Genomic DNA, 19,522 nt, shown 5'->3' on the forward strand with positions numbered 1-19,522 from the left:
CGATCGGGACCCGGTCAAATATATGCTCACATCGCTATGTGTGCAAGTGTACGTGCCACGCCTCCCACCGACGGCAGTCCGCGCACGTCAGCCGGTCGGGTCGATGGTGGTGAGCCGCTGGGTCGCCCGGGAGAGCGCCACGTACAGGGTGCGTACCCCGGCACCCGGATCCGCCCGGATCTCGCTCGGGGCGACAAGCACGACCCCGTCGTACTCCATGCCCTTGGCCTCCAGGCTGGTCACCACCTGCAACCTCGACGCGCCGAGCGCGCCGAGCCAACCGGCGACCTCGTCGCGGCGGGGGACCGGCGTGATCACCCCGACCGTGCCCTCCACCTCGGCCAGCAGACCGGCGGCGGCCTCCACGGTCGCCTTCTCCACGCCCGTCGCGGGCACCACCAGCTCGACCGGAGCGACTCCGGTGGAGCGCACGGCGGTCGGCAGCGGCAGGTCGGGGTAGAGCCGACGGATCTCCGCCGCCGCCACCGCGAAGATCTCTGCCGAGTTGCGGTAGTTCGTGGTGAGCGTGAAGTCGTGTCGTTTACGCCGGCCCAGCGCCTGGTCGCGAGCCCGGGTCAGCTCCTCCGGATCGCCGGTCCACGCGGTCTGTGCCGGGTCGCCCACCACGGTCCAGGAGGCCAGCCGGCCGCGCCGACCGATCATCCGCCACTGCATCGGCGAGACGTCCTGCGCCTCGTCCACCACCACGTGCGCGTACTCCCGGTAGTCCTCCGGGCGCTCCCGGGCCGCCGCGCGCGCGGCCCGCTGCCGTTCACCGAGGGTGCTCAGCTCGCGAACCCCACCGGCGAGCTGGAACGGATCGCGTTTCGGGCGGGCCGCCTGCGCGGGCTTGCCGAGCAGCGCGTCCAGCTCGTCCAGCAGCGCCACGTCGGCGATGGTCAGCCCGGCCGAGTCCAAATTCCGGTACGCGGTATCGAGCAGCCGGATCTCCGCCGAGGAGAGGATGCCCCCGGCGTAGCGGCGCAGCCGCTCCGGCTGCGCCAGCCAGCCGAGCACGTGCCGGGGGTGCAGCCGGGGCCACCACGCCTTGAGGAACTCCCGGAAGTCCGACCGTTCGGCGATCTCCGCCTCGAAGGCCGGCTGCTCGGGCAGCCGACCGCTGCTCAGCTCACGGGCCTGGGCCCAGAGCGCGGCGAACACCCCGTCGAAGCCGGCCCGGCGTACCTCGTTGCGCCGCGCACCGCGGTGCAACGCGCGGTCCCGGATCCGGTCCAACGCGGCACGGTCCAGCCGCAGCAGCGTGCCCCGGTAGAGCAGCCGCAGCTCACCCGGGCCCCCCGGCACCGCGTCGCGGGCCGCCCGTTCGAGCACCCGGCGCATCCGCAGCGAACCCTTCACCGCCGCCACCTCGGGCGGGTCGGGGCGGGTGGCGGGCATCCCCGGAAAGAGGGTGCCGAGCGAGTGCAGGGTCGCGGTGTCCTCACCGAGCGACGGCAGCACCGAGCCGATGTACTCGACGAAGACCGACGACGGGCCGACCACCAGGATGCCGCCGCCCGCGTAGCGGCTGCGGTCGGAGTACAGCAGGAACGCGGCCCGGTGCAGGGCGACAGCGGTCTTGCCGGTGCCGGGGCCGCCCGCCACGATCGTCACCCCGGAGCCGGGCGAGCGGATCGCCTCGTCCTGTTCCCGCTGGATTGTCGCCACGATGTCGCGCATCCCCCGGCCGGTGGCCTTGGACAGGGTGGCGAGCAACGCGCCGTCGCCGACGACAGTCATCCCCTCCGGGGCAGCGTTCGGGTCCAGCAGGTCGTCCTCGATCCGGGTGACCCGTTCGGCGCGGGACTGGATGGTGCGCCGGCGCACCACGTCCAGCGGCTGCGCCGGGGTTGCCTGGTAGAAGGCGGCGGCGGCCGGCGCACGCCAGTCGACGACGAGCGTGCGGGCGTCCTCGTCACGGATGCCGAGGCGTCCGACGTGCAGCACCTGACGGTCGCGCAGGTCCAGCCGGCCGAAGACCAGCCCCTCGTGCTCGGCGTCCAGGGTGTGCCGACGCTGCGCCGCGTGGAACACCATCGCGTCGCGTTCCACCAGGGCACCGAACGTGCCCACCCGGGCCATCCGGTAACCGTCGCGCTCGGCCCGGACGGCCGACTGCCGCAGCTCGGCGAGTCGGGCGTACACCCGGTCGAGGTGTCGTTGCTCGACGGCGATCTCCTGCTCCAGGCCGGTCTGGTCGGTCAACGCACGCTCCTTCAGAGGTCGCCGGCAGGCGGCGGGAACCGCGCGGGCCAACCGCAGAAGGGTACGGCCCCGAGCCCGGCCCGCCGCGCCCGAGGTGCGCGAACGTGCTCAGAGCCCCGTTCCGGCGTGGCTCGCGTCGCGGCGATCCGGCGGTGATCCGGCGAGCACCTGCCGCAGCACGCCGCTGAGCGCCGCGTTGACCTCGTCCGGGCGCTCCATCATCAGCATGTGCCCGGCACCTGGGCAGACGGTCAGCTCGGTGGCCGGTAGCGCCGCCGCGATCGACTCGGCGCACGGCGGTGGGGTCAGCCGGTCCCGGTCGCCGACCAGGGCGGCGGCCGGCAGGTGGGCCAACGCGGCGAGGGTGTCCAGTCGGTGCTGGGTGCCGATGGAGGCGCGGAACCCGCCGATCGAGCGCAGCGAGGCCCGAGCCACCGCCGAGGTCACCAGGCGGATGTCGGCCGGCTCGCAGCGGTCACCGAAGAGCATCCACCTGATGCTCGGTTGCAGCGCGTTCAGCAGCGCCCGGGGCGCCCGCCACGAGCCACACCGGGCCAGCACGCCGGCGCCGGTCGTCTCGGCCAGCCGGATCAACCGGGCGATGCGCGGCGAGAGCCCGTAGACGGTGTGCGTGTGCCCCTCGGCGGTGGTCGAGACGAAGACCAGACCGGCGGTACGGGCGGCGAAGTGCGCGGGGTGGCGGTGCGCGTACTCCATGACCGTCATTCCGCCCATCGAGTGCCCGACCAGCACCACCGGGCCGCCCGGTGCCACGGCGTCGATGAGCGTGGCCAGGTCGTCCCCCAACTGGGCCAGGGTCGCCGTACGCAGAGCCATGCAGCTGGACCGGCCGTGTCCGCGCGCGTCGTAGGTGACCACCCGCACCGCGCCGCCGAACGACGCCGTGGTGAGCGCGTCGACCTGCCGGTGCCAGGAGCGCCCGTCAAGGGTCCAGCCGTGCAACAGGATGACGGTGACCTCGGCGTCCGTCGGACCCGTGGCCTCGACGTTGAGCCGTACGCCGTCCGGCAGGCCGACCTCGAACCGCTCCGGCATCGCCACCTCCCCAGGGCCGCCACGTACCACCAGCACCTCCGATACCCGGCGGTAACACCGGCTACCCGTCATGACATCACGCCAATCGCGCCGGGGCGAACATTCCCGTCCTCGTCCGGGCGGGACGGCGGCGGGCCAAGCTGAACGGCATGGGGTCGTCGGAAGCGCCCATGGGCGCGACGTCGGGGTCGGGGCGGCAGGCCGGCGGTACGCCCCGCGCCGCGCTCGCCGACCTGCTCGCCGGCAATCGGCGGTTCGTCAGCGGCCAGCCGGTGCACGGGCACGACGTCACGGCCGCCGCCGCTGCCTCCGGCGACCAGCAGCCGTACGCCGTGGTGCTCGGTTGCATCGACTCCCGGGTGCCCCTGGAGGCGATCTTCGACCAGACCTTCGGCGCGATCTGCGTGATCCGTACCGGGGGGCACGTGCTCGATCGCGCGGTCTGCGGCTCGATCGAGTACGTGGTCGGCCAGCTCGGCGTACCGCTGGTGATGGTCCTCGGCCACGAGCGGTGCGGCGCGGTGGATGCCACGGTGCAGGCGCTGCGTGTCGGGCAGCGGCCCGGAGGGTCGCTGGCGCACCTGGTGGACGAGATCACTCCGGCGGTGACCGAGGTGGGGATCGACGATCCGGCGGTGCTGCCGCTGGCGATCCGCCGGCACGTCCGGCGTACGGTGCGCACGCTGCGCCGGGACGACCTGCTGGCCGGGCCGGTGGCCGCCGGCCGGGTGGCCGTGGTCGGCGGCCTCTACGACCTGGCCACCGGCGAGGTAGCCCTACTCAACCCAAGCTGACCGCCCCCGCCCCGCCCCGCCTCCGCCCCCGCCCCACCCCACCCCCGCCCCGCCCCGGCCGCCGCCCCACCGCCCCCGTCGATCATGGAGTTGTGGTGGGTGACAAACCGGCCTGGACGACCCCAAGCCGGGCACCACAACTCCATGATCGACGAAGCCCGATCCTCGGGCACGCGAAACCGCCCGCCGGGAACTCCCGACGGGCGGTTCGGTTGGTGCGGTGGGGGAGGGCTCAGCCCTCGAAGACGCCGGCCGCGACCAGGCGCTTCTCGGTGGCCTCCCAGCCGTCACCCGGGTGGGTGGCAGCCAGGTTGTTGATCTCCGCCCGGATCTTGGCGGCGTGGCCGGCGGCGGCCAGAACGCGGATCTCCTCGACGAAGGCGTCGGAGTCCGTGCGCAGGTGCGCGGTCTTGCCGTTGGTCAGGTTCCGCACGTAGGCGTGCTTGCCGCCGTTGAGCGGGATGAGGTACTTGAACTCGCCCAGCACGCTGAGGGCGCCACCCTGGCCAGCCTGGCCGGCCCGGACTGACGCGCGCGCGGTCTTAGAGGTGTTGCTCGCCACGGAGGTACTCCTTGCAAGACGTACGGGAGGACTGGACGTCCGGGGGCTGTGTGCGGGTCGCAGTTGACTCGGCCCGCGTAGGTGTAACGCGGCATAAGCCGCCGGTGGAACTGTACAGGACCACGACATCATGCTGGTCGTCGCGGTGTCCTGAGAGGCAACGGCGACCACCCGTCCGGCTATTCCACCCGGCGTTTTTTCCGATTCCCTGGCGCACCACCTGTCACACGAGTCATCATGTGTTGCAGCAGCCACCTGGGTGGACGAGGTCGTAGGGGAAGACGCACCTCGCTCTCCGGGAGGTCACCGTGCCAACGCGTGGCGTCGTATACGTCCACTCGACCCCACTCGCCGTGTGCTCGCACGTCGAGTGGGCGATCGCGCGCGTCCTAGCCGCGCCGGTCAACCTGCAGTGGACGGCTCAGCCCGTCGACCCCGGCGCACGCCGGGCCGAGTGCGGGTGGACCGGTCGTCCGGGGACGGGCGCCGAGCTGGCTGCTGCCCTACGGCAGTGGCCCATGATCCGTTTCGAGGTCACCGAGGAGCCGAGTCCCGGTGTCGACGGTGAGCGCTTCATGTACGTACCGGCCCGGGGCCTGTTCCGGGCAACTGTCGGCGTGGCCGGCGACATCCAGCTCGGCGAGGACCGACTCCGGGCGCTGATGGTGGCGTCCCGGGCCCCGGAGGCGCTGGCGCACGCCCTCGACAAGGCGCTCGGCACGGCGTGGGACGCCGACCTGGAGCCGTACCGGTACGCCGGTGACGGTGCGCCGGTGACATTGCTCACCCGGGTCGGCTGAGCCGACGGGTCGACGCGCTGGCGACGTGCACGCCCGGCGCCGACGCCGCGTGCGGGCGGTAAGGTCAAGTTGCCCCGATAAGGGGGAACTGGTGGGATGGGCGGCGTGTCGAATCGCCCGTGGCGCGCCTCCGTCGCTGTCGCCACCCTGACCGCCCTGCTCGTCTCCGGATGCTCTGGCGGCTCGCCCCGCACCGCCCCGACGCCCAGCCCGGCCGCCTCGTCCGCCGCTCCGAGCGTCCCGGCCGCGCCGCCGGCCGGCGACCCCGCCAGTCGCGCCGCCGCGCTGGTGGCGACGCTCTCCGACGAGGATCTGGTCGGCCAGGTGCTGATGCCGTACGCCTACGGCGACTCGGCGACGAAGGTATCCGCCGGCTCGGCAGCCGGTAACCAGGCCCTCGCCGGGGTCGACACCCCCGCTGACATGATCGCCAAGTACCGCCTGGGCGGCCTGATCCTGGTCGGCTTCAGCGCCGACGACCCGACCAAGGGCAACCAGGAGACCACGAACGTCGACAACCCGAAGCAGGTGCACGACCTCACCACCGGGCTGCGCACCGCCGCCGGTCAGCTCGCCGCCGGGTCCGCGCCACTGCTGATCGGCACCGACCAGGAGTACGGCGTCGTCACCCGCGTCACCAACGGGGTCACCGTGCTGCCCAGCGCCCTCGCGGCCGGAGCGGCCGATGACCCGAAGCTCACCGAGGCCGCCTGGCGGGCCGCCGGCACCGAGCTGGCCGCGATGGGGATCAACATCGACTTCGCCCCGGTGGCCGACGTGCTCGCCACCCGCAGCACCGTGATCGGGTCCCGGTCGTTCGGCACCGACCCGAAGCGGGCCGCCGCGCAGGTGAGCGGCGCCGTCCGTGGCCTCCAGGCGGTCGGGGTGGCGGCCACCCTGAAGCACTTCCCCGGGCACGGCCACAGCGCCGACGACTCGCACCAGGACCTCCCGGTGCTCACCCAGTCCGCCGCGGCGTTGCAGAGCGGTGCGTGGCCGCCGTTCACCGCCGGGATGGACGCGGGCGCGATGGCCGTCATGTCCGGGCACCTGGACGCCCGCGCGATCGACCCGGGCACCCCGGCGACGTTCTCGCACAAGCTGCTCACCGACGTGCTGCGCGGCCAACTCGGCTTCAAGGGCCTGGTGATCACCGACGGGATGAACATGCCGCCGGCGAAGCGCTGGGCTCCCGGCGAGGCTGCGGTCCGGGCACTCAACGCCGGTAACGACCTCATCCTGATGACCCCGAACGTCGGTCAGGCGTACGACGGGCTGCTCGCCGCGCTGCGCGGCGGGTCGCTGCCCCGGACCCGGCTGGTCGAGGCGGTCACCCGGGTGCTGACCATGAAGTTCCGCCTCGCGGAGCTGCCGGCGGCGCAGATGTCCACGCTCAACACCCCGGCGCACCGGGCGGCGGCGGACGCGCTCGCCGCCGCCGCCGTCACCGTCCTGCGGGGCTCCTGCCAGAAGGTGGCACGTGGGCCGGTCACCGTCACCTCGTCCGGCGGTCGGGACGGCACCCGGGCCACCCTCACCGCCGCGCTTAAAGCCGCCGGGGTGCAGGTCAAGCCCAGCGGTGGCACGATCGTGCACCTGGTGGGCTACGGCGACGGCAAGAGCGACCTGCGCTCCGACGCGGCGGTCACGGTCGCCATGGACACCCCGTACGTGCTTGCCGACGCGACGTCACCGACGCTGCTCGCCACGTACTCCTCCAGTCGGGCGTCGATGACCGCCCTGGCCGCCGTGCTCGCCGGCAAGGCCCGGCCGGGCGGCCAGTCCCCGGTCGCGGTACCCGGCCTGCCGGCCACGACCTGCGCCAAGAGCTGACCCCGCCGGGCTGGCCTCAGCCGGGGGCCGCGAGCCCACGCACCGCGAGTCGGTACGCCGGCAGCACGTCGGTCCGTTCGGTGATCAGCCCCTCGTTGACCGCGAAGACGAGCGTCTGCCCCGCCGACTGGACGGCAAGCGCCCAGTTCCGCGCGGCCTCCTCCTCGGCCAGCGGGTTCGTGGCGAGCCAGGTCATCTCGGTGACGTCGAAGCTGCCGGCGCGCAGGTCGCGGAACTGCTGACCACTCACCGTCTCGCCGCTCCCGGCGGCGAAGCCCTCGAGCGCGGCACGCGGGGCGACAGTCGGTGTGTCCGCCGCCCAGACCCGCAGGAATCCGCCGCCCGCCGGCCGCCCGTCCACCTCGCAGCGCGCCGTGGTGCCGCCGCGCTTGGTGAGCGCCTCGCCGAGCAGTTCGGCCAACTCGCCCTTGGGCGGCTCGATCGCCTTCGCCGTCCACCCGTCGGCAAGCGGAAACGACACCGGCACCGGGCAGGGGGAGCCCGCGCCGCCGGTCGTGCCGCTGGCCGACGCCGGCGTCACCTCGTCGTACCAGGGCTCGCCAGTGGCCTGCGGGGCCGGATCGCCGGCCGCGGACCCGGCGGGAGCGGCGTCGTCGCCGCAGCCGGCCAGGAGGCCGAGGGTGAGCGCCGCCGAGACGGCGAAACGGGTACGAGTGTCCACGGTGGTGATCCCAGTCAGTCGATCTTCAGTCGGCCCATCTAAGCCGTGCGGTGTTCCGACGTCAATCGAGATCGTTCGGGGGCGACGGAAATCGGGTCGCCCCGCCCCGGCTGCTCTGACAATCTCTCCGCATGGGAGCGGCATCAGGATTCCGGCATGTGCAACGGGCGGACGGCACCGTGGTGATCACCCACCATGGGCGGGTGGCCGGCACGCTGCGCGGTGCCCGGGCCGCGGAGTTCCTCGCCGAGGTCGACGACGACCCGCAGTTGGTGATGGCCCGCTGGACCGGCAACTACCGCCACGGCAACGAGCGCACCGCGAAACAGCACCCCCGCAACCGGGGCTGAACGGCGCAAGGGCCCCTCCTCGACGAGGAGAGGCCCTCAGGCCGTGTGTCGAAGCCCCTGGCCGGACCGCCGCCTGGACTCCGCCTCGGCTCGACCGAGGACTTCGACACACGCCCTTGCGCGTGAACTCAGGGCCGGGCGAAGACGAGAGCCACGTTGTGACCGCCGAAGCCGAACGCGTTGTTCAACGCGGCCGGGATCTCCATGTGGCGGGCCTTGTGCGCGGCGACGTCCAGGGTGAGGCCGGGCTCCGGGTCGTCGAGGTTGATCGTCGGAGGGACGACGCTGTCGCGGATCGCCAGGATGGTGGCGATCGACTCCAGTGCGCCGGCCGCACCGAGCAGGTGACCGGTCATCGACTTGGTCGCGGACAGCACCGGGTGGTCGCCGAGCGCCTTGTGCAACCCGCCGATCTCCAGCATGTCCCCGACCGGGGTCGAGGTGGCGTGCGCGTTGACGTGCACGATGTCGCGCTTGGCGATGTCCGCGTCGGCGATCGCCTTGGCGATGGCCCGGACGGCGCCCTCGCCCTCGGCGTGCGGCTGCACGATGTCGTACGCGTCGGAGGTGATGCCGGCGCCGGCGAGGCGCGCGTACACCCGGGCGCCCCGGGCGGCGGCGTGCTCGGCCCGTTCCAGCACCACGATGCCGGCGCCCTCGCCGAGGACGAAGCCGTCCCGGCCCCGGTCCCACGGGCGGGAGGCCCGCTCCGGGTCGTCGTTGCGGGTCGACATGGCCCGCATCGAGCTGAAGCCGGCGATCGGCAGCGGGTGGATGACCGCCTCGGTGCCGCCGGCCACCACCACGTCGGCCCGGCCGGAGCGGATGATGTCCAGGCCGAGGGCGATCGCCTCGGCGCCGGTGGCGCAGGCGCTGGCCACCGAGTGCACGCCGGCCTTGGCGCCCAGCTCCAGGCCGACCCAGGCGGCCGGACCGTTCGGCATCAGCATCGGGATGGTGTGCGGGGAGACCCGCCGTGGCCCGGACGCCTCCAGGATGTCGTCCTGGGCGAGCAGGGTGGTGGCACCGCCGATGCCGGAGCCGACGCTGACGGCCAACCGCTCCCCGTCGAGGTCGGAGCCGGCGAGGCCGGCGTCCGCCCAGGCCTGCTGCGCCGCGATGATCGCGATCGCCTCGGAGCGGTCCAGGCGGCGCAGGCGGACCCGGTCCAGCACCTCGGACGGCTCCACGGCCAACTGGGCGGCGATCCGGACCGGCAGTTGCCCGGCCCACTCCTGGGTGAGGGCACTCACCCCGGAGCGGCCGGCGAGCATGGCATCCCAGGTCGACGCGACGTCCCCGCCGAGCGGGGTCGTCGCGCCGAGCCCGGTGACGACGACGTCAGGACGACTCATGATCAGGACTGCGCCGCGATGTAGCTGACAGCGTCACCGACGGTCTTGAGGTTCTGCACCTCGTTGTCCGGGATCTTGACGCCGAACTTCTCCTCGGCCGCGACCACGACCTCCACCATGGAGAGCGAGTCGACGTCGAGGTCGTCGGTGAAGGACTTCCCCTCGGCCACGTCGTCCGGGTTCACCCCGGCAACCTCTTCGAGGATCTCGGCGAGGCCGGTGGTGATCTCGTCACGGGTCATTGCGGTTGGTTCCTTTCATCGGGGTTCTCCGGCGGTCGGCGTCGCCGACCGCCACTCCTGGGCGCGTACGCGCCCGAGGGGGTCATCAGGGGCAGCGGACGACCTGACCGGCGTAGGTCAGGCCACCGCCGAAGCCGAACAGCAGCACCGGCGCGCCCGAGGGCACCTCCCGGCGCTCGACCAGCTTGGACAGGGCCAGCGGCACACTCGCCGCCGAGGTGTTGCCGGACTCGACGATGTCCTTCGCGATGATCGCGTCGGGAATGTTGAGCCGCTTGGCGATGCCGTCGATGATCCGGGCGTTGGCCTGGTGCGGCACGAACGCGGCCAGCTCCGACGGGTCGACCCCGGCCCGCTCGCAGGCCTGCAGCGCGAGCGGCGCGATCGCGGTGGTGGCCCAGCGGAAAACCGCCTGCCCCTCCTGCTGGATGTACGGGCGCCAGCCCTCGATGCGGACCGCGTCGCTCTTGTCCGGCACCGAGCCCCAGACCACCGGGCCGATTCCGGCCGGCTCGTCGTCGGCGGTGGCGGAGACCACCGCGGCACCGGCCCCGTCCGCGAAGATGATGCAGGTGGAGCGGTCGGTCCAGTCGGTGAAGTCGGACAGCTTCTCCGCACCGATGACGATCGCGTTGCGCGACGCGCCGGCACGGATGGCGTGGTCGACGGTGCCCAGCGCGTACGCGAAGCCCGAGCAGGCGGTGTTGAGGTCGAACGCGCCCGGCGCGGTGATGCCCAGCTTGGCGGCGACCCGGCAGGCCACGTTGGGGCTGCGGTCGATGGAGGAGCAGGTGGCGACCACGACCAGATCGATGTCGGCGGCGGTCAGACCGGAGTTGGCCAGGGCCTTGCCGGCGGCAGCGGCGGCCATGTCGGCGACCGTCTCGCTGTCGGCGATCCGCCGGCTGACGATGCCGACCCGGTCCCGGATCCACTCGTCGTTGGTGTCGACGAGTTTGGCGATGTCGTCGTTGGTCACCACCCGGGAAGGCTGGTAGTGCCCCATCGAGACGATGCGACTGCCAGTCATGAACGACCTCCGATACGGGCGATCAGGTCCCGTGCGGCCGGCAGGTCGTCCGGGGTGTTGAGGGTGACGATCTCCGGGGCTCCGTCGCCCTTGAGTTCCCGCTTGACCAGCCCGGCGAGAGTGCCGGCCGGGGGCAGTTCGATCACGCCGGTGACCCCGAGGTCGGCCAGCGTACGCATGCACAGGTCCCACCGCACCGGCGCGGTGACCTGGCGGACGAGGCGCTGCACCATGGCCGCGCCCTCGTCGACCGCGGTGCCGTCGAGGTTCGACAGCAGGGTCCGGGTCGGGTCGGCCGGGGTGATCCGGGCGGCCTCCGCGGCGAGCGCGGTCTCGGCCGGAGCCATGTACGGGGTGTGGAACGCGCCGGCCACCTGGAGGCGGATGACCCGGGCCCGGGTGGGCGGCGCGGCGGCGAGCTTGTCGAGCCCGTCCAGGGCGCCCGCGGCGACGATCTGCCCGGCGCCGTTGCGGTTGGCCGGGTACAGCCCGTTCGCCTCGATCGCGGCGACCACCTCGTCGGGGTCACCACCGAGCACCGCGGCCATGCCGGTCGGCTCCAGCGCGCAGGCGGCGGCCATCTCCCGCCCACGGACGCCGGCCAGGGTGATCGCGGCGTCGGCCGACAGCACGCCAGCCAGGGCGGCGGCACCCAACTCGCCGACGCTGTGGCCGGCGGTGAGCGCGACCCCGTCCAGCGGCAGGTGCTCGGCGGCGAGCAGCGCCGCGGCGACGAGCAACGGCTGGGTGCGGGCGGTGTCCTTGATCTCGTCGGCGTCGGCGTCGGTGCCCAGGTGCAGCAGGTCGACCCCGGCCAGCGCCGACCACTCGCGCAGTCGCGCCGCAGTGCCGGTCAGGTCGAGCCAGGGGGTCAGGAAGCCGGGTTTCTGAGAACCCTGGCCGGGACTAAGTACGGCGAGCACGCCTATGACTCTCCCGGATAAAGCCGGCCAATGCTGTGCCGCCTTCGACCAAACCGTACTAGGGCCTTTGGAGGTTTCCTACAAAGATCGGCGGGGATCATCCTCGGTTTGAGCCGATTTCCGGGTAGCCGGGGTCATTGTCTGAGTCGGGACCGGCGAGGCGAGCGGGACGACCGGATCCAGCCGACCCACGGTCAGCGCGACCTGAAGGGCGAACGCGTCGCGCGGAGACAGCGGCGAGAACCCGGTCACCTCGGCGATCCGGCGCAACCGGTACCGCACCGTGTTCGGGTGCACGAACAGCGCTCGGGCCGCGCTCTCCAGCGTGCCACCGGCAGCCAGGAAGGCGTCCAGGGTCGCCAGCAACTCCCCACCGGCGCGGACGAGTGTCGCGTACACATCGTGACGTAGCCGACGGCGGGCCTCCGCGTCGCCGGCGAGGGCCCGCTCCGGCAGCAGCTCCGCGGCCGGCACCGGCCGGGGCGCGTTGGGCCAGGCCGGCGCGGCCCGGAAACCGGACAGCGCGGCCCGCGCCGACTCGGTCGCCTCGTCCAGGCTCGGTACGGCGGGACCGACCACCACCGGGCCGTCGCCGAACGCGCTCAGCAGCTTCGCCGTGGCGGTCAGCGGGTCCGCCGCGCCGCCCAGCACGATCACCAGCCGGTCGCCGTGGACGCCGCCGATCACCTCCACGCCGATCCGACGGGCCTGCCGGTAGACCACGTGCAACACCGCGGAGACCTCACCACCTGGCGACCGGCCGACCGCCACCGCCACCGGCGGTGCGTCCGCCCAGCCGAGCGCGGCGGCCCGACTGGCCAGGACGTCCGGCGAGTCACCACGCAACAGCGCGTCCACGAGCAGCGCCTGCAACCGGGCGTCCCAGGCGCCGCGCGACTCGGCGGCCCGCGCGTAGACCCGGGCGGCGGAGAACGCGATCTCCCGGGAGAAGCGCAGCACCGCCTCGCGCAACTGCTGCTCCTCGCCCTCGGCGGCCAGGTGCGACACCTGCTCCTCGACCACGTCGATCGTCACCTTGATCAACGCCACGGTCTGCTGAAGTGTGATCGACCGGGCCAGCGCCTGCGGGGCGGCGGCGAAGACCTCGTCCGAGACCTCCTGGGTGCTGTCCGTCGTGCCACCGCCGTCGCGCAGCCACTGCACAAGCGATCGGGCACCGGCCTGCGCGACGAGCATCACCCAGGAGCGCTGGTCGGCCGGCAGCGCCCGGAACCAGGGCAGCGTCTCGTCCATCCGGGCCACGCTGGAGGTGGCCAACGCCCCCGCCGATCGTTCGATCCGACGCAGCGTGGCCGACAGCTCCCCACCGCCAGACGTGCTCACCGCCCTAGCCTGACACGTCGTGAGCAGGCCAACCACGCCGGCACCGGTCCACCGGCCACCGGTCACGGTTGCGGGGGCAGGCCCACCTCCTGGGCCAGGATCGCGGCCTGCACCCGGCTGCGCAGACCCAGCTTCGCGAGGATCCGACTCACATGGGTCTTGGCGGTGCTCTCCGCGAGCGTCAACCGATCGGCGATCTGCTGGTTGGACAGGCCCAACCCGAGGCACGCCAGCACGTCACGCTCACGCGGGGTGAGGGTGTCCAGCGCGGCCCGGGCAACGGCCGACGCGCCCGGCGCGGTGGCCGCGAACGCCGTGATCAGCCGCCGGGTCACCGTGGGCGCGATGAACCCGTCGCCCCGCGCCACCGTCCGCACGGCGCTGACCAGGCCGTCGGCGTCGGTGTCCTTGAGCAGGAACCCCGCCGCGCCCGCCCGCAGCGCCCCGAAGACGTACTCGTCGAGGTCGAAGGTGGTGAGCACCAGCACGTCGGCCAGCTCGTCGGCGACGATGGCCCGGGTCGCGGAGATCCCGTCCCGGCGAGGCATGCGGACGTCGAGCACCGCCACGTCCGGGCGCAACTCCCGGCACAACCGCACCGCCTCGTCGCCGTCGGCCGCCTCACCGACCACCTCGATGCCCGCCGAGCCGTTCAGGATCAGGGCCAGCCCGGCCCGTACCGCCCGCTGGTCGTCGGCGAGCACCACCCGTACCGTCGCCGGGCCCGCGTCGCCCGGAGACCGCGCCGGCCCGGTCACCCGGCCTCCCCGGTGGGCAGCGCCGCCCGCACCTGCCAGCGGCCGTCGCGCGGCCCGGCGGTGAACCGGCCGGCCAGCAACGTCGCCCGCTCCCGCATGCCGATCAGCCCGGCCCCGGCGCCGGGCAGCCCGGCCCCGCCCCGGCGGACCGGATTCTCCACCGTCAGCACCACCTCGGCCGGTCGGTACGCGATCGTCAGCTCCGCCTCACCCGTGCCGTGCTTGAGAGCGTTCGTCAGCGACTCCTGCACGATCCGGTACGCGGCGAGGTCCACCCCCACCGGCAGCGGAGCCGGCGCGCCGTCGGTGCGCACCCGCACGGCGAGGCCGGCCGCCCGGATCCGCTCGACAAGGCCGTCCGCCTCGGCCAGCCGGGCGGTGACCACCTCCGGCGTGGCCGGGCCGCCAACCGTCCCGGGCTCGCGCAGCACCTCGATCATCTGACGCATCTCCGCCAGGCCCTGCACACTGCTCTCCCGGATGACCCGCAACGCGGACTCGACCTGGCCGCGATCCAGCCCCGGCACGGACAGCACGGCGGTGGCGTGGATGGCCACCGCGCTGAGGTGGTTGGCGATCACGTCGTGCAGTTCCCGGGCCATCCGGGCCCGTTCCGCGCTCACCGCCTGCCGCCGGTCCAACTCGACGAGCCGGGCGGTCTGCTCGGCCCGGGCCCGTTCGGCGGCAGCCTGGTCCCGGTACTGCCGCACGCTGATCCCGGTCAGGACCGGCAGCAGACCGACGAGCACCACCAGCACCCCGATGGCCACTCCGCTCCACCCGTCGGAGAGGAGCACCCCGACGACCGCACCGAGCACGCTCAGCCCGATCGTCGCCCGCAGCAGCCACCGCCACAGCCGGGGCGGACCGTAGACGCAGGCGTCGTAGAGGACCTGGGTGTAGATCAGGATCACGCCCAGCGAACCGCCGAGCGCGACGTCCACCACCACCGCCGCGGTGCCGACCGCCAGGCTGGCACGCGGGGCGACGAGGCGCAGGCCCACGGCGACGCACATCGCCAGCAGCGGCGGCAGGAACAGAACCGGGGGCACGTCCGGGTGCGGACGGATCTGCGGTTGCCAACCCAGGGTCCACAACACCAGCCCGCCGGCCAGCGACACCCCGGCCAGTGCCAGGTCCCGGCCGCGGGTGCCGGAGCCGAGCCACGGTGGCGGACGCATGCCTCGATCCCACCACAGCCGGACCAGGGCGGAGTCCGACCGGGGGAGGACGCCGCCGCCTCCGACATGCGTCGAAAGAGGTACGCGGGCAGCGCCCCACCTCAGCGACAATGATCAACATGACCGATGTGGATACCCTCGCCGCGCTGGCTCGCGAGATCGACACCACCTGCCGGCTGGCCGGCACGTTCGTGCTCCGCTCCGGACGGACCGCCCACGAGTACTTCGACAAGTACCGCTTCGAGGCCGACCCCCGGCTGCTGGACCGGGTGGCCGCCGAACTGGCGCACCTGGTCCCACCGGACATCGAGGTGCTGGCCGGACTCGAGATGGGGGGCATCCCGGTGGTGACCGCACTCGGCCGGCACACCGGGCTGCCCTGCGCCTTCGTCCGCAAGAGCGCCAAGGCGTACGGGACGGCTCGGCTCACCGAAGGCGCGGAGCTGGCCGGTCGGCGGGTGCTTGTCGTCGAGGACGTGGTCACCTCCGGTGGTCAGGTCGTCATCTCCACCGGGCACCTACGCGACCTGGCGGCCCGGGTGGAGCACGCCCTCTGCGTCATCGACCGGGCTGAAGGCGGGGCGCAGGCACTCGCCGGTCACGGTGTGACACTGCGGGCGCTCCTCAGCCGAGCCGACCTGGAGGCGCACCGGGCCCGCTGAGCGTCGGTCCGCCCCGTCGGCGAGCCCCACGGTGAACGGTGCGGAAAGAAGCTGTGAACTGCGCAACCGGCTTCCGCGCTCAGCGGCGTCGTCGAGGACCGGGCGGCCCCTGCCCCGGGTACGCTGCCGCGCGGCCCGTCGGTCCCGGACAGTACGGTGACAGGGCACGTCGGGGGAGCACCCGCGGGTGAGGCGAGCGTGAGGAGACCGGGGATGGCGCACGGGGAGGCCGAGCACGGCTGCGCCCAGGGCGAGCCCTGCCGGCCGGGGCACCACGACCCGCAGGCGGCTGGCAAGCACCGCCGGGCGGTCGGCGGTGGGTCAGCGCACCCGGTGGACCCGCTCGCCGGGCGTGCCGACGACGAGCCCGTGCTGCCGCGTCAGCGCTCCGCCGAGCCCAGCGGTCTGCCCGAGACCGACCCGGACGTCCCCGCTGGTTGCCTCAGCGAACTTCCCGGCTGGGCCGGAGCGCATCGGCACGGCGCGGTCCGGCCGCGTCCACGGGCGACCCGCCGGGAACGCCCGCCACGCCGCTGGTGCTGACCTGCCCAGCGACGCGGCGTCGACCTGAGCCTGCGCGCTGACCTGAGCCTGCTTCAGCTCAGCGCGTGCGTCGGCGGATCAGCAGGGCGATCCCAGCCAGGCCGACCGTGATGGTGAGCATCACGCCGACGTTGAGCAGTAGCAGGCGTTGCAGGTCGCCGAGCGCCTCGTCGAGGTCCTTCGCCGGGTCGAGCGTGTCCTCCGGGAGCACCCGCTCGCCGCCGCCCGCGCCGCCGCTGACCGTGTCGAACTGCCGCTCCAGCGGCACCCCGGCAGTGCGCAGGGTCTCGGACATGCTGAGCCGACCCAGGAACCAGCCGGCGCTGGTCTTGCGACCGTCCGGCTGCTTCGCCGGCCGGTAGACGCGAGGGCCGCCGACCGCCTTGGGGTAGAGGTCGTACGTCTGCTTCGGCGTCTCGCCGGCGAGCACCACGACCGTGTACTTCGGACCGAGGTTCGCCGCCTTCGGACCGGTCGGCATGCCGGTGCGGGCAAGGAAGTTGACCTGATCGATGACCGCGCCCACGAGGGTCGGTTCCTTGTCGGCATGCATCCGCAGCGGGGCGGACAGCCCCGTGCCGGTGATGTCCACTCCGGCGGGTGCCGGTTTCGGCGCGGCCGAGGCCGAGCCAGCGGTGCCAAGCGACAGCAGCGCTGCCGCCAGGGTGCCCGCCAACACGGCGGCCAACCGCCTCATGTGTCGGACCATCCCGCCTCCTCGCCCCGTTCGATGGATGGCTTCGTCGTGACGTCCGGACCGACCTGCCGGTGCGGCATCGACCAGATGGTCGCGTCCACTCCTACAGACTCCGCAGAACGTCGATGAGTTGCAGCTTTCGGAACAGTAATTGGAACTATCTGCGATCTCTGCTCGACTAATGAGGAGCCGTTTGATCAGCGGGCGGATCGTACCCTTACGGAGGGTTTCATGGGGGGCAGGGTTACACGTGCGGTGCGGGTCGTGCCAGTGGTGCTCGGCGTGGCGTTCGGTGTGTCGTTTCTGGTGCCGGCGACACCAGCCGCCGCCCACAACCAGCTGACCGGCAGCAACCCCCGCGACGGCGCTCGCCTGGCGACGGCACCCGCCCGGGTCGAGCTGCGGTTTCTCGCCAAGCCGTCGCCGACTACGACGAAGGTCACAATAACCGGACCGGACAATGTGGTCGCTGGCGGGACACCCGCCTTCGACGGCAGCCGCGTACGCGTGCCGTTCAAGCCGGCCGCCGCGGGGCTCTACATCGTCGGCTATCAGCTCGCGTCGTCGGACGGGCATCCGGTGAAGGGCGAGGTGCGGTTCACCCTCACCGCCGGCACCGCCGCAGACCCCTCCGCCACACCGTCGGCCGCCACCAGCCCGGCCGGCACGCCCTCGGCTGGTGCGTCGGGCGGCACGCCCTCGGCTGGTACGTCGGCCGCCGGCGTACCCCCCACCGGCTCGCCGTCGGTCACGCCCGGCAGCTCGACGGTGCCGGCCGCGTCGGAGCAGTCCGACTCCGGCGGTCGCTGGTGGGTCTGGGCTCTCGGCGGGCTGCTGCTGCTGGCCGCACTCGCCGCCGGCCTGCTGTTCCGCCGCCGCCGAACCGCACCCTAACCAGCTGCCCCCCGCCCCCACCCCGCCCCACCCCACCCCGCCCCGCCCCGCCCGCGATCTTGCACTTTCTGTCGTGACAAATGGTGCATCCCACTCATTTCGACAACCGAAACTGCAAGATCGACGCGCTGGAGCGGCGAGGGCGCGGGGTGCGGGGTGGGGCGGGGGCGGGGGTGGGGGGTGGGGTTAGACCAGGCGTAGGCGGGCGGCGCGGATTCGGGTCAGGGTGCGCTCGCGTCCGAGCACCTCGAGCGACTCGAACAGCGGCAGGCCCACGGTGCGGCCGGTGACCGCGACCCGTACCGGCGCCTGCGTCTTGCCGAGCTTGAGGCCCCGCTCGGCGCCGACCGCCTCCAGCGTCGACTTCAGCGACTCGGCATCCCAGGACTCCAGCGCCTCGAACGCCGTGACGGCGTCGTCCAGCAGCTCGGCCGAGCCGTCCTTCATCGTCTTGGTCCAGGCGGCCTCGTCGATCAGCGGCGAGGCCAGGAAGAGGAAGTCGACGTTCGGCACGATCTCGCTCAGCACCGCGATCCGTGTCTGCGCCAGCGCCGCCACGGCGGCGAAGGCGTCGGCGTCGAACTCCTCCGGCTGCCACGGCGGCGGCGCGATGGTCTCGGTGCCGGTCAGCCACGGCTGGCACGCGTCGATGAACTCGGCCACCGGCAGCGCGCGAATGTATTCACCGTTGAACGCGCGCAGCTTCTTCTCGTCGAAGAACGCCGAGGAGAGGTTGACCTCGTCCAGCCGGAACTCGTCCTCGATCACCGACCAGGGAACGATCTCCCGGTCGCCGGACGGCGCCCAGCCGAGCAGCATCAGGTAGTTGCGCATCGCGCCGGCGAGGTAGCCCTCGTCGCGGTACGCCTCCAGGGCGACCTTGTCCCGGCGCTTGGAGAGCTTCTGCCGTTTCTCGTTGACGACCACGGGCACGTGTGCCCAGACCGGCGGCTTGACCCCGAGGGCGTCCCAGAGCAGCTGCTGCTTGGGGGTGTTGGGCAGGTGCTCCTCGGCCCGGATCACGTGGGTGATCCCCATGGTCATGTCGTCGACGACGTTTGCCAGCAGGAAGACCGGCGAGCCGTCGCCCCGGGCGATGACGAAGTCCTCGATGAGCTTGTTCTCGAAGGTGGGCTCGCCCCGGATCAGGTCGATGACCACCGTGGCGCCCTCGTCCGGCGTACGGAAGCGCAGCGCGTGCCCCGGGCCGGGGCCGAGGCCCCGGTCGCGGTGGTAGCCGTCGTAGCCCTGGTACTGCGAGCCGGTGCGGGCCTGCACGTCCTCGCGGGTGCAGTCGCAGTAGTAGGCGCGGCCCGACTCGTACAGGCGGGCCGCGGCGGCCCGGTGCTCGCCCGCGTTCGCCGACTGGAGGTACGGGCCCTCGTAGCTGCCCCGGGAGATCCCGATCCAGTCCAGCGCGGAGAGGATGCCCTCGGTCCACTCGGGCTTGTTGCGCGCCGCGTCGGTGTCCTCGATGCGCAGCACGAACACGCCGCCCTGCTGCTTGGCGTAGATCCAGTTCTGCAGCGCCGAGCGGGCGCCGCCGACGTGGAACATACCGGTCGGGGAGGGGGCGAAGCGCACACGTACTGTCACGTCCCCCAGCCTACG

20 protein-coding genes are annotated in these 19,522 nt (G+C 73.0%); 7 read left to right on the forward strand and 13 right to left on the reverse strand.

The genetic code is table 11. The features are described from left to right. Window positions 1-87 precede the first annotated feature (87 nt). Entirely contained in the window at window positions 88-2,205 is a 2,118-nt protein-coding gene (locus tag AB0C15_RS19410; protein WP_357353759.1) for an AAA family ATPase, read from the reverse strand. A gap of 108 nt (window positions 2,206-2,313) precedes the next feature. Further along, entirely contained in the window at window positions 2,314-3,261 is a 948-nt protein-coding gene (locus AB0C15_RS19415; RefSeq protein ID WP_357353761.1) for an alpha/beta hydrolase, read from the reverse strand. Between the two features lie 170 nt (window positions 3,262-3,431). On the opposite strand from AB0C15_RS19415, the gene AB0C15_RS19420 reads away from it, so the two are divergent. Next, the gene (locus AB0C15_RS19420; protein ID WP_357353763.1) at window positions 3,432-4,055 is read left to right on the forward strand and encodes a carbonic anhydrase; all 624 of its coding nucleotides are present in this window, start codon (window positions 3,432-3,434) and stop codon (window positions 4,053-4,055) included. A 232-nt stretch (window positions 4,056-4,287) separates the two neighbouring features. On the opposite strand, the gene AB0C15_RS19425 is transcribed toward AB0C15_RS19420, so the two are convergent. Then, on the reverse strand, window positions 4,288-4,617 hold the full coding sequence (locus AB0C15_RS19425) for a hypothetical protein (protein WP_030330285.1): 330 nt from the start codon (window positions 4,615-4,617) through the stop codon (window positions 4,288-4,290). Window positions 4,618-4,925: 308 nt separating this feature from the next. Between AB0C15_RS19425 and AB0C15_RS19430 the strand changes: the two genes are divergently transcribed. Both AB0C15_RS19430 and AB0C15_RS19435 read left to right on the forward strand, forming a co-directional pair. Then, window positions 4,926-5,417, forward strand: a complete 492-nt coding sequence (locus AB0C15_RS19430; RefSeq protein ID WP_357353765.1) for a DUF3145 domain-containing protein — start codon at window positions 4,926-4,928, stop codon at window positions 5,415-5,417. Window positions 5,418-5,513: 96 nt separating this feature from the next. Continuing rightward, window positions 5,514-7,250 carry a glycoside hydrolase family 3 N-terminal domain-containing protein gene (locus AB0C15_RS19435; RefSeq protein WP_357353767.1) on the forward strand — a complete coding sequence of 579 codons (1,737 nt, stop codon included), beginning with the start codon at window positions 5,514-5,516 and terminating at the stop codon, window positions 7,248-7,250. A 16-nt stretch (window positions 7,251-7,266) separates the two neighbouring features. Here the strand turns inward: AB0C15_RS19435 and AB0C15_RS19440 are convergent, their stop codons facing one another. Beyond that, entirely contained in the window at window positions 7,267-7,932 is a 666-nt protein-coding gene (locus AB0C15_RS19440; protein WP_357353769.1) for a lipoprotein, read from the reverse strand. A 131-nt stretch (window positions 7,933-8,063) separates the two neighbouring features. Between AB0C15_RS19440 and AB0C15_RS19445 the strand changes: the two genes are divergently transcribed. Further along, window positions 8,064-8,282, forward strand: a complete 219-nt coding sequence (locus AB0C15_RS19445; protein ID WP_354973211.1) for a hypothetical protein — start codon at window positions 8,064-8,066, stop codon at window positions 8,280-8,282. A gap of 128 nt (window positions 8,283-8,410) precedes the next feature. Here the strand turns inward: AB0C15_RS19445 and fabF are convergent, their stop codons facing one another. The 7 genes from fabF to AB0C15_RS19480 form a co-directional block, all read right to left on the reverse strand. Next, the gene (gene fabF, locus AB0C15_RS19450; protein WP_357353772.1) at window positions 8,411-9,637 is read right to left on the reverse strand and encodes a beta-ketoacyl-ACP synthase II; all 1,227 of its coding nucleotides are present in this window, start codon (window positions 9,635-9,637) and stop codon (window positions 8,411-8,413) included. 2 nt (window positions 9,638-9,639) lie between these two features. Then, a complete protein-coding gene (locus AB0C15_RS19455) occupies window positions 9,640-9,879 on the reverse strand; it encodes an acyl carrier protein (RefSeq protein ID WP_030330276.1) in 240 nt (79 codons plus the stop codon). A gap of 85 nt (window positions 9,880-9,964) precedes the next feature. Next, window positions 9,965-10,909 carry a beta-ketoacyl-ACP synthase III gene (locus tag AB0C15_RS19460; protein ID WP_357353774.1) on the reverse strand — a complete coding sequence of 315 codons (945 nt, stop codon included), beginning with the start codon at window positions 10,907-10,909 and terminating at the stop codon, window positions 9,965-9,967. Then, window positions 10,906-11,832: an ACP S-malonyltransferase gene (locus AB0C15_RS19465; RefSeq protein WP_357353776.1), complete on the reverse strand. Its 927-nt coding sequence runs from the start codon at window positions 11,830-11,832 to the stop codon at window positions 10,906-10,908. The genes AB0C15_RS19460 and AB0C15_RS19465 overlap by 4 nt, the downstream gene beginning before the upstream one ends. 78 nt (window positions 11,833-11,910) lie before the next feature. Then, a complete protein-coding gene (locus tag AB0C15_RS19470) occupies window positions 11,911-13,242 on the reverse strand; it encodes a helix-turn-helix domain-containing protein (RefSeq protein WP_357353778.1) in 1,332 nt (443 codons plus the stop codon). Next, window positions 13,239-13,934, reverse strand: a complete 696-nt coding sequence (locus AB0C15_RS19475) for a response regulator transcription factor (RefSeq protein WP_357353780.1) — start codon at window positions 13,932-13,934, stop codon at window positions 13,239-13,241. The genes AB0C15_RS19470 and AB0C15_RS19475 overlap by 4 nt, the downstream gene beginning before the upstream one ends. Beyond that, window positions 13,931-15,115 carry a histidine kinase gene (locus tag AB0C15_RS19480; RefSeq protein ID WP_357353782.1) on the reverse strand — a complete coding sequence of 395 codons (1,185 nt, stop codon included), beginning with the start codon at window positions 15,113-15,115 and terminating at the stop codon, window positions 13,931-13,933. Before AB0C15_RS19480 ends, AB0C15_RS19475 begins: the two co-directional genes overlap by 4 nt. A gap of 119 nt (window positions 15,116-15,234) precedes the next feature. Here AB0C15_RS19480 and AB0C15_RS19485 point away from each other — a divergent pair, with 119 nt between their 5' ends. Both AB0C15_RS19485 and AB0C15_RS19490 read left to right on the forward strand, forming a co-directional pair. After that, window positions 15,235-15,777: a phosphoribosyltransferase family protein gene (locus AB0C15_RS19485; RefSeq protein WP_357353784.1), complete on the forward strand. Its 543-nt coding sequence runs from the start codon at window positions 15,235-15,237 to the stop codon at window positions 15,775-15,777. Between the two features lie 213 nt (window positions 15,778-15,990). Beyond that, the gene (locus AB0C15_RS19490; protein WP_357353786.1) at window positions 15,991-16,320 is read left to right on the forward strand and encodes a hypothetical protein; all 330 of its coding nucleotides are present in this window, start codon (window positions 15,991-15,993) and stop codon (window positions 16,318-16,320) included. 58 nt (window positions 16,321-16,378) lie between these two features. Here the strand turns inward: AB0C15_RS19490 and AB0C15_RS19495 are convergent, their stop codons facing one another. After that, the gene (locus AB0C15_RS19495) at window positions 16,379-17,029 is read right to left on the reverse strand and encodes a hypothetical protein (RefSeq protein WP_357353788.1); all 651 of its coding nucleotides are present in this window, start codon (window positions 17,027-17,029) and stop codon (window positions 16,379-16,381) included. Between the two features lie 243 nt (window positions 17,030-17,272). Between AB0C15_RS19495 and AB0C15_RS19500 the strand changes: the two genes are divergently transcribed. Continuing rightward, entirely contained in the window at window positions 17,273-17,911 is a 639-nt protein-coding gene (locus AB0C15_RS19500; protein WP_357353790.1) for a copper resistance protein CopC, read from the forward strand. A 186-nt stretch (window positions 17,912-18,097) separates the two neighbouring features. Here AB0C15_RS19500 and gltX read toward each other — a convergent pair whose 3' ends face one another. After that, entirely contained in the window at window positions 18,098-19,507 is a 1,410-nt protein-coding gene (gene gltX / locus AB0C15_RS19505; RefSeq protein WP_357353792.1) for a glutamate--tRNA ligase, read from the reverse strand. Between the last annotated feature and the right edge of the window lie 15 nt (window positions 19,508-19,522).

It is taken from the genome of Micromonospora sp. NPDC048835, assembly GCF_040649995.1.
In the GTDB taxonomy this organism is placed as follows: domain Bacteria; phylum Actinomycetota; class Actinomycetes; order Mycobacteriales; family Micromonosporaceae; genus Micromonospora.